Here is a 13076-nt window from a genome sequence, read left to right as displayed (position 1 = left end):
CCCAGCGTTCGGGGCGGCCAGCCTTGGCCATGAGGGCTCGCCGGACACGTCGGCCAGCAGCGAACTTCACGACAGTTGGGGCGAAACTCATGGAAGTTCGTGAACTGCTGTGGATGCACGGATCGGGGACACCGGGTTACGTGTGATGCCGGAGGCGATCGAAGACGATCCCTGGAGGCACCTTCATGCCGTTCCCTTCACGTTCCCCTGCCTGGCGTGCCGCGCTCGCGCTGGGCCTCACGGCCGTTCTCGCATCCTCCACACTCGCCGCGCCGACCGCGGCCCGGGCGGATCGCGTGCCCCCGAAGCTGGGCCCGGCCGCGCCCGGCGAGTTCAAGGCGCTGCAGGACACCTCCGGCGGCCTGGGGCTGCCCGAACGTGCCCTGATCCAGGCCGGTCAGACGGCTCGGCAGAAGCCGGGCATCGGCGTGCGGTGGCGTTCGGAAGGGCCCGACAACATCGGCGGCCGGGTCACCGGCCTCGCGGTCGATCCGCGCCGGGCCGACACCGTCTACGTCGCGGCGGCCAGCGGCGGGATGTGGAAGAGCACGGACCGGGGCCGCACGCTGACGGCGATCTGGCCCGAGTCGTACCCGCAGGCCATCGGCGCGGTCGCCACCAGCCCCGACGGTTCGATCTACGTCGGCACGGGCGAGGCCAACCCCGGCGGCGGCTCCATCACCTACGAGGGCGACGGGATCTACAAGTCCACCGACGGCGGGCGGACCTGGAAGAACGTCGGGCTCAGCCGCTCGGCCACGATCTCGCTCATCGCCGTCGACCCGGCCGACCCGAAGCGGATCTACGTCGCGGCGACCGGCTCGCTGTTCCGGCCGGGCGGTGAACGCGGCCTCTACGTCTCGGCGGATGCCGGGCGCACCTGGTCGCGCAGCCTGGACGTGCCCAACGACACCACGGGCGCCAGCGACGTGGCGATCGACCCCAAGAACCCCAAGCGGCTCTGGGCGACCCTCTGGGACCGGCGCCGTGAGCCCGACCTGCGGCGGTACGGCGGTGTCGGCTCGGGCCTCTACCGCTCGCTCGACGGCGGCGCGACCTGGCGGCGGCTCGCCAACGTCACCGCACCGACCCCGGGCGACGACATCGGCCTGCGGAGCGACCCGCGCCTCGGCCGGATCGGTGTCGGCGTCGCGCCCTCACGCCCCGACCGGGTCTACGTGCTGACCTCGACGTACGGGCAGTTCGGCAACCACAAGGGCTTCTACGTCTCCGACGACGGCGGCGACTCGTTCGCCACCGCTGCCCTCCCGCCGGGGAACGTGCCGTACTGGTGGACCGGCTTCGTCTGGGTCGACCCGGCCGACCCCGAACGCGTCCTCATCCCGTCCGCCTCGCTCTTCGAGTCGACCGACGGCGGCAAGAGCTGGGCGTCCAACCAGGGCATGCACGTCGACCACCACGCGATCGCCTGGGATCCCAAGGTGCCAGGCCGCGTGTACGAGGGCAACGACGGCGGCGTCTACCGTTCCGACGCCAATGGCCGGAGCAACACCTGGCAGATGGCCGTGAACCACCCGTTCACCCAGTTCTACACGCTGACCGTCAGCGCGCAGGACGCGACGCGCATCGCGGGCGGCACGCAGGACAACGGATCGCTGCGCACCTGGAACGGCCCGCGGTGGAACGAGTTCCAGGGCGGCGACGGCGAGGCCAACGTCATCGACCCGGCCGACCAGAACATCGTCTACAGCTGCTTCCAGTTCGGCTTCTGCTCACGTTCGGCCGACGGCGGCGACACGCTCGTGCCGTTCCGCGGCCTGGCCGACGAGGACCGGTACAACTGGCTCAGCCCGGTCGTCCTGCAACCCGGCGCGACCGGCACCGTCTACTTCGGCAGCAACCGGCTCTACCGTTCGACCAACGGCCTCGACTACACGCCCATCAGCCCCGACCTGACCGGCGGCCCGGGACGCGACGAGGTGTATCCGTTCGGCACCCTCACCACGATCGCGCCGAGCGCCACCGACCCGCGGTCGATCCTGGTCGGCTCCGACGACGGGCGCGTCTCGGCCACCACGGACGGCGGCCAGAGCTGGCGTCTTCTGCTCAAGGACCAGCCGTGGGTGACCCGGGTGGCCGTCGATCCGCGGAACGCCCGCCGCGCGTTCGCCACCCTCTCGGGCTACCGCGCGCAGGGCACGGGCGGGCACGTCCTGCTCACCACCGACGGCGGCGCCAACTGGCGGGACGTCACCGGCACCCTGCCCCAGGCACCGGTGAACGACCTCGTCATCGGCCCGGCCGGGATCTTGTTCGTGGCCACCGACGTCGGTGTTTACGCCGGGGCCCCGTCCGGCCGCTTCTGGCTGCGCCTGGGCCACCTCCCGCTGGCTCCGGTGAACGACATCGAGTTCAACGCCGGCTCGGGCCGCCTCTTCGCGGCGACCTTCGGCCGAGGCGCCTACAGCACCCAGATCACTCCCGCCATGCAGGCCCGCCTCCAGCGCGGCCGGTGATCCGGCCCTGGTGTCCCCGGCCCGGCCGGGGACACCAGGGACAGCCGCGCCGCGGGGTCAGGTGTCTTTGCGGGCCTTGCTCGGCTGAACGCGCTTGGGCTCGCCGGCCATCTTGGGATAGTTGGGCGGGTAGGGGGCGTCGCCGAGGCCGTGATCTTTCTCGTCGCGATCGGCCATCTCCAGGAGCGGCTCCAGGGAGAACGCCTGGTCGTCGATGGCGGCGTGCAGGTCGCCCACCTCGGCGAAGCGGGCGGGCATGGTGGCGATCGTGAACTCCTCCGGCGCCACGTCAGGGAGCTCCTCCCAGGTCACGGGCGCCGAGACGGGCGCGTGCGGCAGCGGCCGGACGCTGTAGGCCGAGGCGATCGTCCGGTCGCGCGCGTTCTGGTTGAAGTCGATGAAGACCTGCTCGCCGCGCTCCTCCTTCCACCACTTGGTGGTGACCCGCTCGGGAACGCGGCGTTCCACCTCGCGGCCGAACGCCAGCGCGGCACGGCGCACGTCGGTGAACGTCCAGCGCGGCTCGATCCGCACGTAGACGTGCAGGCCGCCCTTGCCGGAGGTCTTGGCGAAACCGGTGTAGCCCAGCTCGTCCAGCAGATCGCGGGCCGGGCCGAGCGCGACCTTGACCGCGTCGCCGAAGTCGGTGCCGGGCTGCGGGTCGAAGTCGATGCGCAGCTCGTCGGGGTGGTCGACGTCGTCGCTGCGCACCGGCCAGGGATGGAACGTCAGCGTGCCCAGGTTGGCGGCCCAGGCGATCACGGCCTCCTCGGTCGGGCAGACCTCGTCGGCGGACCGGCCGCTCGGGAACTCGATGCGGGCCGTCCGCACCCAGTCGGGCGCGCCCTTGGGGACGCGCTTCTGGTAGAAGGCGTCGGACTTCCCGGCGCCCATGCCCGCCTGCCCGCGCGCGTAGTCCATCCGGGTGGCGAGCTTGGCGCCCTCGAAGACGCCGCCGGGCCACCGTTCGAGCGTGGTGGGGCGGTCGCGCGTGGCACGCAGGATGCCGTCCCCGACAGCGAGGTAGTACTCCACCATCTGGCGCTTGGTGTAGCCGTATTGCGGAAAGAGCACCTTGTCGGGATTGGACACTTTGACAAGCCGATCCCCTACCGGGATCTCGATGAATGGCGAGGCCATACACGCACGTTAACCCACGGGTCCGACATGATCCGGCACCCGGCCCCGGACGGTCGCGGACGGCCGCTCGTGCCCGCCGCCCCGCGCCGCGCGTTCCGGAGCCCGCGAGGTAACGTCGAAGCCATGGAGAAGATCCGCAAGAGTGACGAGGAATGGCGGGCCGAGCTGAGCCCCGAGGAGTACCACGTGCTCCGTGAGGCGGGCACCGAACGCCCGTTCACCGGGGAGTACACCGATTCCAAGACGGTCGGGGTCTACCGCTGCCGGGCCTGCGGCACCGAGCTGTTCCGTTCGGACGCCAAGTTCGAATCGCACTGCGGCTGGCCGAGCTTCTTCGAGCCGTCCAAGTCCGAGGCCGTCACCCTGATCGAGGACCGGTCGCTGGGCATGGCCCGTACCGAGGTACGGTGCGCCACCTGCGACTCCCACCTGGGCCACGTCTTCCACGGCGAGGGCTACCAGACTCCGACCGACGACCGCTACTGCATCAACAGCATCAGCCTGACGCTGGAGCCCGCCGAATAGACCGGGCTACACCCACCACGGGTTACGGGCAACCGAGCGAGCGGTTGGGACGTCCCACCGGACGGAGGACTCACTCCGATTCGAGGGAGATGCCATGGCCGCTGAACTCGATGCCTACGAAATCGCCTTCCTTTGCGGCGGCCCCGACCGCGTGGCACGCGCCGCGCTGGTCGCCCTCTGCGCCGACGGCCGGATAACGATCTCCGACGAGGCCCCGTACCGCCTGGTCAGAACGAGCCGCGCGGGACACCATCCCGTCGAGACGAGCATGCTCGAGAAGATCCCCACCAGCGGTTTGCCGATCAAACTCGTCCTGCGCACGACCGCCGACTCCCCGGTGGTCCGCCGCTGCGCGGCGACGTTGATCGAGAAGAAGCTGCTGCGCAGGTCGTTCCGCGGCTGGGTCGGGCCGTCGCGGACGGGCGAGGAGGAACGCGAGCGTCTCGGCGAGAGCCCGAGCGACGACGCCGTGGCGCGGTTCGCCGCCGAGGGCGTCACGGCGCTGCCGGAAGGGCCTCTGCGCGACGCGCTGACGGCGCTCCCGCCAGAGCCGGAGTTCCCGTTCAAGCTGCCTAAGGCGGGCAAGGGCAGCGGCTACGACGACCGGGGCAGTTACGGAGACTCGGGCGGCGGCGGCGCCACGGGCGCGGGCGTGTAAGCCAACGAGCCGGTGACGCAGACGCGGCGTTGACGCAGGCGCGGCCGCGAGGCAGGCGCGGCGTTGACGCAGGCGCGGCCGTGACGCAGGCGCGGCCTGGGGTCAGCGGGGCTCGTCGACGCGGCAGTCGTCCTTGTCGCTCTGCTTGTTGGCCAGGACCACCATGCCGTTGCCCTCGCTCTTGCCGTGAATGAAGACGCGCGGGGCGTCGTCGCCGGACTCGCGGAGGAACTGCGTGGTCCATTCGCACAGGGACTTGGCGGGGGCCGAGTTCTCGTCGCCCTCTTCGAGATCGGTGTAGACGCGCAGGAACGTGCCGCTGCGGCGGACGTCCTTGACGTGCTTGGCGACCTTCTTGTCCGGGTCCTTGCTCTCGAAGAACGGGATCGCCTCCGGGACCTCGTCGGGGTCGGCTACCGTCTCCGCACCGTCCGCGCCCGCGCTGGGCTTGGCCTTGACCGCCTTGCTCGTCTGCGCGGCGGCGGTGGCGCGCGGCGCGCGTTCGTCACCGGTCGCCGCCGAGAGCCCGGCCAGGCCGGCCACGCCGAGCAGGGCCACCGAGGCGGTGCCGGTCCCGGCCACGATCAGCCTGCGCCGTCCGGGCTCCCCCAGGACGTTCTTGACCATGCGGTCCCAGCGGACGGCGAACTCGGAGGGCGGCTTGGCGTGCCGGCCACGGGCGTGCTTGGAGGGAGCTTTGGTCACGGCCAGCACTTTACTGGCACTTTGCCTTGTGTTCCGCACAGATTGGACAACTTGGACCGTATGGCGCGGTCGCTACGGCAGGGCCCGGACGAGCTCGTCGATCGGCTTGCGGCGGCCGGTGTAGAACGGCACCTCCTCGCGGACGTGGCGGCGGGCCGTGGAGCCGCGCAGGTGCCGCATCAGGTCGACGATGCGGTGCAGTTCGTCGGCCTCGAACGCCAGCATCCACTCGTAGTCGCCCAGCGCGAACGACGACACGGTGTTGGCCCGTACGTCGGGGTAGCCGCGCGCCATCTTGCCGTGCTCGGCGAGCATGGCGCGGCGTTCCTCGTCCGGCAGGAGGTACCACTCGTACGAGCGCACGAACGGGTAGACGCAGACATAGGCCCGCGACTCCTCCTCGGCCAGGAACGCCGGGATGTGGCTCTTGTTGAACTCGGCGGGCCGGTGCAGCGCCATCTGCGACCAGACCGGCTCGCTGGCGCGGCCCACGGCGGTCCGGCGGAACCGGCTGTAGACCTCCTGCAAATCGTCGGACGTCGGCGCGTGCCACCAGAACATGTAGTCGGCGTCGGCCCGCAGACCGGACACGTCGTACAGGCCGCGCGTGGTCACGTCCTTCTGCGCCGCCTGGTCGAGCAGATCCTGTACCTCGGCGGCGTCCCGCTCCTGGATCTCACCGGTGTTCCTGACGCGGAAGACCGACCACATCGTGTAGCGGATGACCTGGTTGAGGTCGCGCGCCTTGGGCCTACCCTCCCGCTGCGGCACCTGGTCCGCCGCGTTCTCCGGTACCCCTGCCTGAGGCTCCTGCCCCTGCTCCGTCGCTGCCATGGCTCAATTCTCCCCGACTGTCGAGATGGTCCAGAATCCGGGCCGCCGCGGCGCGCGCGGTGGCGATGCAGGCCGGGATGCCCAGCCCGTCGTACGCGGCGCCCGCCACGGCCAGGCCGGGCTGCCCGGCGACCGCCGCCCGGATGCGGGCGACCCGGTCGGCGTGGCCCACGTTGTACTGGGGCAGGCCGCCGCCCCAGCGCGTCACCCGCGTCTCCAGCGGCAGTTCGGAGACGCCGCAGGTCGCCGCCAGCTCGGTCATCGCGGCGGCCTTCAGGTCGTCGTCGGCGCGCTGCAGGGTGTGCTCCTCGCCGAAGCGGCCGATGGAGCAGCGGACGGCGATGATCCCGGGTGCCCTGTCGCGCAGGTGCGGCCACTTCACCGACGTGAACGTGACGGCCTTGACCTCGCGGCCTTCGACGGCGGGCACGAGATAGCCCGACCCTTGCGGCAGGCGGCGGAAGGCGGTGGTGGCATAGGCGAGCGTGACGATCGCCATGCTCGCGTACTCGATGCGTTGCAGCTCACGGCCCGCCGCCGGCACGTCCTCGGCCAGCAGCCGGGCCGCCGGAGCGGCGGGCACCGCGATCACCACGCCGTCGGCGTCCATGACCTCGGGGTCGCGGGCCGAGCCGAGCGTCAGCCTCCAGCCGTGCGGACGGCGCCGCAGCTCACGGACCATCGCGGCGGTGCGGATCGTTCCACCGGCATCGGCGATCGCCTCGGCCAGCAGGCCCGGCAGCGTTCCGAGGCCGTCCGGCAGCGTCGCGAACACCGGACCGGCGTCCTTGGGCGCCGCGTCCCGGACGCCGCGCGCCGCCGAGATCAGCGAACGGTGCGCGCGGGCGGCCGTCGCGACGGCGGGCAGCGTGGACTCGAACGACAGCTCTTCGGTGCGTCCCGCGTACACGCCGCCCAGCAGCGGTTCGACCAGCCGGTCGACGACCTCGCGGCCCAGCCGCGCGCCGACGTAGTCGGCCACCGAGACGTCGGCGCCGTGCGGCGTCTCCGGCAGCACGAGATCGAGCGGGACGCGCGCGAGCCCCGCCGGGGACAGCACCTGTGACGCCGCGAGCGCGCGCAGGTCGGACGGCACGCCCATCACGTGCCCGGCGGGCATCCGGCGCAGCGCCCCGTGGCTGAGGATCGCGGCGGACGTCGTGCCGGGGTTGACCAGTTCGTCCCCGCGGCCGAGGTCGCGGACGAGATCGAGGCCCTCCGGACGGCGCGCCAGCATGGACTCGGCGCCCTCGTCCACCGGCAGGCCCGCGATCTCGCTGATACGCAGCTTGCCGCCGAGCAGCGGCGAGCCTTCGAGCACGGTCACCCGCACGCCGTCACGACTGAGGAACCGGGCGGCCGCCAGCCCGGCGACGCCGCCCCCGACCACGACGACGTGCGCCCCGCCCCTTCCGGCGTCGGCGGGTCTCCGAGAGGTGGTCATGCTTCCACGATCCCAGATCCCCGCCCGTACCCGGCAGCGGGGCACCCTTCCGGCATGCGTGTCGTCGCGGCCGCCTGCGCCGTGATCTGAGCGCGTTCGCATCGTGGCCTTATCGCGACCCGCGCGGCGGAACGGTGATCTGCGACACACCGTCCTAGCGTCATGCGGACCGTCAGAAGAGTCAGATACGCACTGTGCGCGGTCGTCGTCCTGCCGCTGGCCGGCGGCCTGCTGGTCGGCTGCGGCGGCGGAGACAACCCCGGGAGCGCGTCCTCCGCGGGCAATCCGGCACCACAGGAGGCGAGGGCGTCCAGCGCTCCCGGCACCTCGGGAGGCGACGCCGACTCGTCCGGCGGTCAGAAGCAGCGGATGAACGGGGCGAATCCGGCGAAGCTCGATCCCTATCCGGCCGGCCGGTCCGTCATCTACCAGTCGGACCTGCGCGTGCGGGCCCAGAACGTCGACGCCGCCACCACCCGGGCCAAGCAGCTGGTCACGGCGGCGGAGGGCTACGTGGACAACGAGTCCTCCACGAGCGAACCGGTCGGCGCGACGCTCACGTTCAAGATCCCGGCCGATCGCTATCCGGCGGTGCTCGACCAGCTCGCCGGGCAGCTCGGCACCAAGCTCTCGCTGCGGCAGCGGGCCGAGGACGTCACCGGCGAGGTCGCCGACGTCGACAGCAGGGTGCGTTCGGCGCAGGCGACCCTCGGCTCGTTCCGCAAGCTCCTCGACAAGGCCCGCACGGTCGGCGAGGTGATGAACGTCGAGCAGGAGATCTCCCAGCGCCAGGCCGACCTGGAGGCCCTGCAGGCACGCCAGAAGTCCCTCCAGCAGCGCACGCGCTTCGCCACGGTGACGCTCGCCGTGGAGGCGCCCAAGGTCGCGCAGAAGACCGGCACGTCACGTGAGGGCTTTCTCGGCGGACTCGAAGGCGGGTGGGACGCCTTCACCGCGTTCGTCAGCGGGGTCCTGCTGGTCCTCGGCTGGCTGCTGCCGTTCCTCATCCCGCTCAGCCTCATCGCGGCCGTCGCCCTCGCGCTCCGGCGCCGCATGAAGCGCGAGAAGGCGCCGTCGTCCTCGCCGGAGTCCTCCGAGTCCTCCGAGTCGTCGTCGGAGTGACGCTCAGCGTTCGGCCGAGGCCTCGTGGACGAGGTCGGTGAGACGGGCGAGCACGTCGGGATCGGTGGACGGCAGGACGCCGTGGCCCAGGTTGAAGATGTGGCCTTCGGCCGTACGACCCCGGGCGAGGATGTCGCGAGCCCGCTGCTCGACGACCTCCCACGGGGCGAAGAGGATCGCCGGATCGAGGTTGCCCTGCAAGGCCTTGCCGGGCTCCACGCGGTGCACGGCCTCGTCCAGGGGCACTCGCCAGTCGACGCCGACGACGTCGGCACCGGCCTCGCCCATCAGCCCCAGCAGCTCACCCGTCGCCACTCCGAAGTGGATGCGCGGCACGCCCAGAGACTCGATCGCGTCGAAGATCTTGCGGCTGTGCGGCAGGACCGACTCCTGGTAGTCCTGCGGGCCGACCGCGCCCACCCACGAGTCGAACAGCTGGATCGCGCTCGCGCCAGCCTCGATCTGGACCTTGAGGTAGTCGATCGTCATGTCGGCCAGGCGGTCCATGAGCTCGGCCCACAGCTCCGGCTCGCCGTACATCATGGCCTTGGTGTGGTCGTGGTTCTTGGACGGGCCGCCCTCGATGAGGTACGAGGCGAGCGTGAACGGGGCGCCCGCGAAGCCGATCAGCGGTGTCGAGCCCAGCTCGCCCACCAGGCCGCGGATCGCCTCGGTGGTGAACGGCACGTCGTCGGGAGTCAGCCGGCGCAGCCGTTCCACGGCCGCCTTGTCCCGGATCGGGTCGGCGATCACCGGGCCGACGCCGGGCTTGATGTCGAGGTCGACGCCGATGGCCTTGAGCGGGACGACGATGTCGCTGAAGAAGATCGCCGCGTCCACCGCGTACCGGCGGACGGGCTGCAGGGTGATCTCGACGATCATGTCCGGCCGGGCGCAGGCCTCCAGCATCGGGACACCCTCGCGCACCCGCAGGTATTCGGGCAGCGAACGGCCCGCCTGCCGCATGTACCAGACCGGCGTATGCGGCACCGGCCGGCGGCGGCACGCCCGTACGAACACGCTCTCCTCCGGACCGGAGGCTTCCTTCGAACCAGCAACGTCAACAGCCACCTGCCGATCGTCCCACGAACTCGTCACCGCCACACACCAGGGTGAACACCCGGCCGCCGCGCGAGGACCGGGCGGTGCGAAGGCCGCGGGAGCGCGGTCCGGACGTGGGTTTGGCGCGTCCGGAAACGGGCCAGGGCCGAGAAGTTCCGGACACGCCGAGCGAAGTCCCGCATTCTGTCCCTGGCTCATGCGAACGTGATCCGTGTCATAGCCGAGGGAGGTCCCCCTTGTACTGTTCCACCTGCGGTGATGAACGCCTGTTCGAGCTGCCGCCCTGCCAGGACGGGCACGGCGCCGAATGCCCCGAGCGGGTCTGCACGGAATGCGGCACGGCGATGTTGATCGGTCTGCCGGTGCCCTCGCCCGCGACCCTTGAGCGCGCGGCGGACACCACCGCCCCGTCCACCGCCGAGCGGGCCGCCTGAACGGCGTGACCCACGAACCGAGACCTGTGCCGTGTCACCTTCCCCTCCCCCGTTCCCAGTCACCCTGCCCGGCGTGGCGCCACCCGGATCCACGCGTCCCGCGACCTACGCTCGCCACATGGCCGGTCCAGGCATGACCCCTCCCCCGTTCCAGCGGGCCCTCGACACGCTGCAGGCGATCCTCGACGGCCCCCAGGTCCGTCCCGAACTCGAACTGGAGGACATGCCGGCGCCGCAGCGGCTCGCGCCGTACTCGGCCGCGATAGCAGGCAGCGTCTACCGCGAGGACGACTCCGAGGTCGCAATGGGCCGCCTGATCGTGCTGTACGACCCGGAGGGCCGCAGCGGCTGGACCGGCGAGTTCAGGATCGTGGCCTACATCCGGGCCGATCTGGAGCCGGAGATCGCCGCCGACGAGCTGATCGGCTCGGTGGCCTGGAGCTGGCTGCTGGAGGCGCTGGAGCCCGCCGGATACGCCGGCGTCTCCGGAACGATCACCCGCGCGGTCTCGGAGAGCTTCGGCGACAAGAGCGACGAACCGTCCACGACCGAGCTGGAGGTCCGCGCGTCGTGGTCCCCGACGGGCGAGGATCTCACCGGCCACGTGGCCGCCTGGTGCGAGGTCATGTGCACCACGGCGGGCCTGCCACCGGCCGGGACCAGCGCTCTGCCGGACCGTAAGGGCAGAACGGTGAATTGAGCCACGTACGGTAGGGGGCGTGGGTAGCACAGCGTCCGAAACCGAGGCGGCCGGCGAGAGCACGGAGATCGCAGCAGTGTCCGACACCCAGGAGGCCTCGTCCGGCAAGGCCGAGCCCGGCGGTGAGACGTCCGCCGAGGCCGGGCCGGCGGCCTCCGGCACGTCCGGTGGGGCCGGCGGCCTGGGCATGCCGCCCACCGGCGACCCGGCCGGCCCCGGCGCGGCCGCGGCGGGTCAGGGTGATCTTGATGGCCGGAGCGATGATCCGGGCGGCGAGGCCCCGGAGGCCGTGCCGCTGCTGGAGCCGCGCGACGGTGTGCCGCCCGTGATCGAGACCGCCGCCGATCTGGAACGTGTCATCGCCGCGTTCGCCGCCGGCACCGGGCCGGTGGCCGTGGACGCCGAACGCGCCTCCGGCTACCGCTACGGGCAGCGCGCCTACCTCATCCAGCTGCGCCGACGCGGCGCGGGCAGTGCCCTCATCGACCCGGTCGCGCTGCCCGACCTGTCCGAGCTGGGCGCCGTGCTCGCCGACACCGAGATGGTGCTCCACGCCGCCAACCAGGACCTGCCCTGCCTGGCCGAGGTGGGCATCGTGCCGAGCCACCTGTTCGATACCGAACTGGCCGGGCGGCTCCTCGGCCATCCCCGGGTCGGGCTGGGCTCGATGGTCGAGAACGTGCTCGGCTACGTTCTCGAAAAGGGCCACTCGGCGGCCGACTGGTCGACTCGGCCGCTCCCCGAAGACTGGCTGCGGTACGCGGCGCTGGACGTCGAGCTCCTGGTCGACCTCCGCGACGCGCTCCACGCCGAGCTGTCGGCCTCCGGCAAGCTGGAGTGGGCGCTGGAGGAGTTCGCGTCGATCCTCACCACACCGCCCAAGCCGCCGCGCGCCGATCCCTGGCGCCGTACGTCCGGGATCCACCGCGTCCGCAACCGCCGCGCCCTCGCGGTCGTACGCGAGGTGTGGGAGACCCGCGACAGGATCGCCCAGGAACGCGACCTGTCCCCCGGCCGGGTGCTCCAGGACTCGGCGATCGTCGAGCTCGCGCTCCACGCGCCCAAGACCCCCGCCGACCTGCAGGCGCTGCCCGCCATGCGGGGCCGCGGCGCCCGCCGCCACCAGTCGGCCTGGCTGCGCGCGGTCTCGCGGGCCCGGGCGCTGCCCGACCGGTCCCTTCCCGAGTCCAACCTGCCCGGTGACGGCCCGCCGCCCGCGCACCGCTGGGCCGAACGCGACCCGGAGGCCGCCAAGCGCCTGGCCGCGGCCAAGGCCGTCGTCGCCGCCCTCGCGGACGAGCACACGATGCCGACCGAGAACCTCCTGCAGCCCGACTCCGTCCGCCGTCTCTCCTGGACGCCTCCGGCCGACTGCACGCCCGAGACGATCGCCGAGGTGCTCCGGGCGCTGGGCGCGAGGCCGTGGCAGGTGGACCTGGTGGCCAAGCCCTTGGCCAAGGCGTTCGTACGCCTCGAAGCCAAGGGCGACCTCTGACCTACCGGGAGCTGCGCGGCGGCCTTCAGAGATCCGGAAGCGGGTCGCGGGGCAGGCTGTCACGCGCGAAGACCTCCGCGTCCGCCGCGTTGATCACCGCCACGTACTCGTCGTCGACCTCGAACGAGGCCCCCGAGAACTCGAACGACGCCCCCGTCCCGGTCTCCACCGGGCCGATCCGCGTGCCGCGGGGATAACTGCCCCAGACGCTCTTGGGCTTGGTCCGGCTGAGCGCCCCGGTCGAGATCACCGCGACCTGGCTGTCGGTGACCACGAAGATGAACCCCGCTCCGCCGCCGTAACTGAACGCGGGGAAGATGTAGCGGATCTCGTCCTCGATGCCCAGGAACTCTCGGCAGCGGTCGCGAAGCGGACGTGGCACGGGCATGACGGCGGAAGCACCTCCCCCGGGGAACGGTCGTCGTTGCGCAAAAACCTACCCCGGCGAACCCACCTCGGCCGACCCCACCGCCAATCACG

13 protein-coding genes are annotated in these 13076 nt (G+C 71.8%); 7 read left to right on the top strand and 6 right to left on the bottom strand.

Annotation, left to right across the window (positions count from 1 at the left end; all coding sequences use genetic code 11):
• Window positions 1-185 precede the first annotated feature (185 nt).
• Window positions 186-2477 carry a VPS10 domain-containing protein gene (locus tag ABD333_RS09970; RefSeq protein WP_344539879.1) on the top strand — a complete coding sequence of 764 codons (2292 nt, stop codon included), beginning with the start codon at window positions 186-188 and terminating at the stop codon, window positions 2475-2477.
• A gap of 57 nt (window positions 2478-2534) precedes the next feature.
• On the opposite strand, the gene ABD333_RS09965 is transcribed toward ABD333_RS09970, so the two are convergent.
• Window positions 2535-3617 (bottom strand): DNA polymerase domain-containing protein, encoded by a 1083-nt coding sequence (locus tag ABD333_RS09965; protein ID WP_344539878.1) that lies wholly within the window; start codon window positions 3615-3617, stop codon window positions 2535-2537.
• Window positions 3618-3740: 123 nt separating this feature from the next.
• On the opposite strand from ABD333_RS09965, the gene msrB reads away from it, so the two are divergent.
• Both msrB and ABD333_RS09955 read left to right on the top strand, forming a co-directional pair.
• A complete protein-coding gene (gene msrB / locus ABD333_RS09960; RefSeq protein ID WP_344539876.1) occupies window positions 3741-4142 on the top strand; it encodes a peptide-methionine (R)-S-oxide reductase MsrB in 402 nt (133 codons plus the stop codon).
• A 94-nt stretch (window positions 4143-4236) separates the two neighbouring features.
• Window positions 4237-4800, top strand: a complete 564-nt coding sequence (locus tag ABD333_RS09955; protein ID WP_344539874.1) for a TIGR04222 domain-containing membrane protein — start codon at window positions 4237-4239, stop codon at window positions 4798-4800.
• 102 nt (window positions 4801-4902) lie between these two features.
• On the opposite strand, the gene ABD333_RS09950 is transcribed toward ABD333_RS09955, so the two are convergent.
• The 3 genes from ABD333_RS09950 to hemG all read right to left on the bottom strand — a co-directional run bounded on the left by ABD333_RS09950 (window position 4903) and on the right by hemG (window position 7783).
• Entirely contained in the window at window positions 4903-5505 is a 603-nt protein-coding gene (locus tag ABD333_RS09950) for a hypothetical protein (protein ID WP_344539872.1), read from the bottom strand.
• A gap of 72 nt (window positions 5506-5577) precedes the next feature.
• Window positions 5578-6339 carry a hydrogen peroxide-dependent heme synthase gene (gene hemQ / locus ABD333_RS09945; RefSeq protein ID WP_344539871.1) on the bottom strand — a complete coding sequence of 254 codons (762 nt, stop codon included), beginning with the start codon at window positions 6337-6339 and terminating at the stop codon, window positions 5578-5580.
• Window positions 6257-7783: a protoporphyrinogen oxidase gene (gene hemG / locus ABD333_RS09940; protein WP_344539869.1), complete on the bottom strand. Its 1527-nt coding sequence runs from the start codon at window positions 7781-7783 to the stop codon at window positions 6257-6259. The genes hemQ and hemG overlap by 83 nt, the downstream gene beginning before the upstream one ends.
• 162 nt (window positions 7784-7945) lie before the next feature.
• On the opposite strand from hemG, the gene ABD333_RS09935 reads away from it, so the two are divergent.
• Window positions 7946-8905: a DUF4349 domain-containing protein gene (locus ABD333_RS09935; protein WP_344539867.1), complete on the top strand. Its 960-nt coding sequence runs from the start codon at window positions 7946-7948 to the stop codon at window positions 8903-8905.
• Between the two features lie 3 nt (window positions 8906-8908).
• On the opposite strand, the gene hemE is transcribed toward ABD333_RS09935, so the two are convergent.
• Window positions 8909-9925: a uroporphyrinogen decarboxylase gene (gene hemE / locus ABD333_RS09930; RefSeq protein WP_344540457.1), complete on the bottom strand. Its 1017-nt coding sequence runs from the start codon at window positions 9923-9925 to the stop codon at window positions 8909-8911.
• A 278-nt stretch (window positions 9926-10203) separates the two neighbouring features.
• Here hemE and ABD333_RS09925 point away from each other — a divergent pair, with 278 nt between their 5' ends.
• The 3 genes from ABD333_RS09925 (at window position 10204) to ABD333_RS09915 (ending at window position 12596) form a co-directional block, all read left to right on the top strand.
• Entirely contained in the window at window positions 10204-10401 is a 198-nt protein-coding gene (locus tag ABD333_RS09925) for a hypothetical protein (protein ID WP_344539866.1), read from the top strand.
• Between the two features lie 118 nt (window positions 10402-10519).
• Window positions 10520-11101 (top strand): DUF3000 domain-containing protein, encoded by a 582-nt coding sequence (locus ABD333_RS09920; RefSeq protein ID WP_344539864.1) that lies wholly within the window; start codon window positions 10520-10522, stop codon window positions 11099-11101.
• 187 nt (window positions 11102-11288) lie between these two features.
• Window positions 11289-12596, top strand: a complete 1308-nt coding sequence (locus ABD333_RS09915) for an HRDC domain-containing protein (RefSeq protein ID WP_410556716.1) — start codon at window positions 11289-11291, stop codon at window positions 12594-12596.
• A 25-nt stretch (window positions 12597-12621) separates the two neighbouring features.
• Here ABD333_RS09915 and ABD333_RS09910 read toward each other — a convergent pair whose 3' ends face one another.
• Complete coding sequence (locus ABD333_RS09910; RefSeq protein ID WP_151560373.1) at window positions 12622-12984, bottom strand: hypothetical protein; 363 nt, start codon at window positions 12982-12984, stop codon at window positions 12622-12624.
• Window positions 12985-13076 lie beyond the last annotated feature (92 nt).

The sequence above is a fragment of the Actinomadura fulvescens genome (genome assembly GCF_039533225.1).
GTDB lineage: Bacteria > Actinomycetota > Actinomycetes > Streptosporangiales > Streptosporangiaceae > Spirillospora > Spirillospora fulvescens.
Note: the sequence above shows the minus strand (reverse complement) of the source record. Positions and strands in the feature narration are given on the sequence as shown.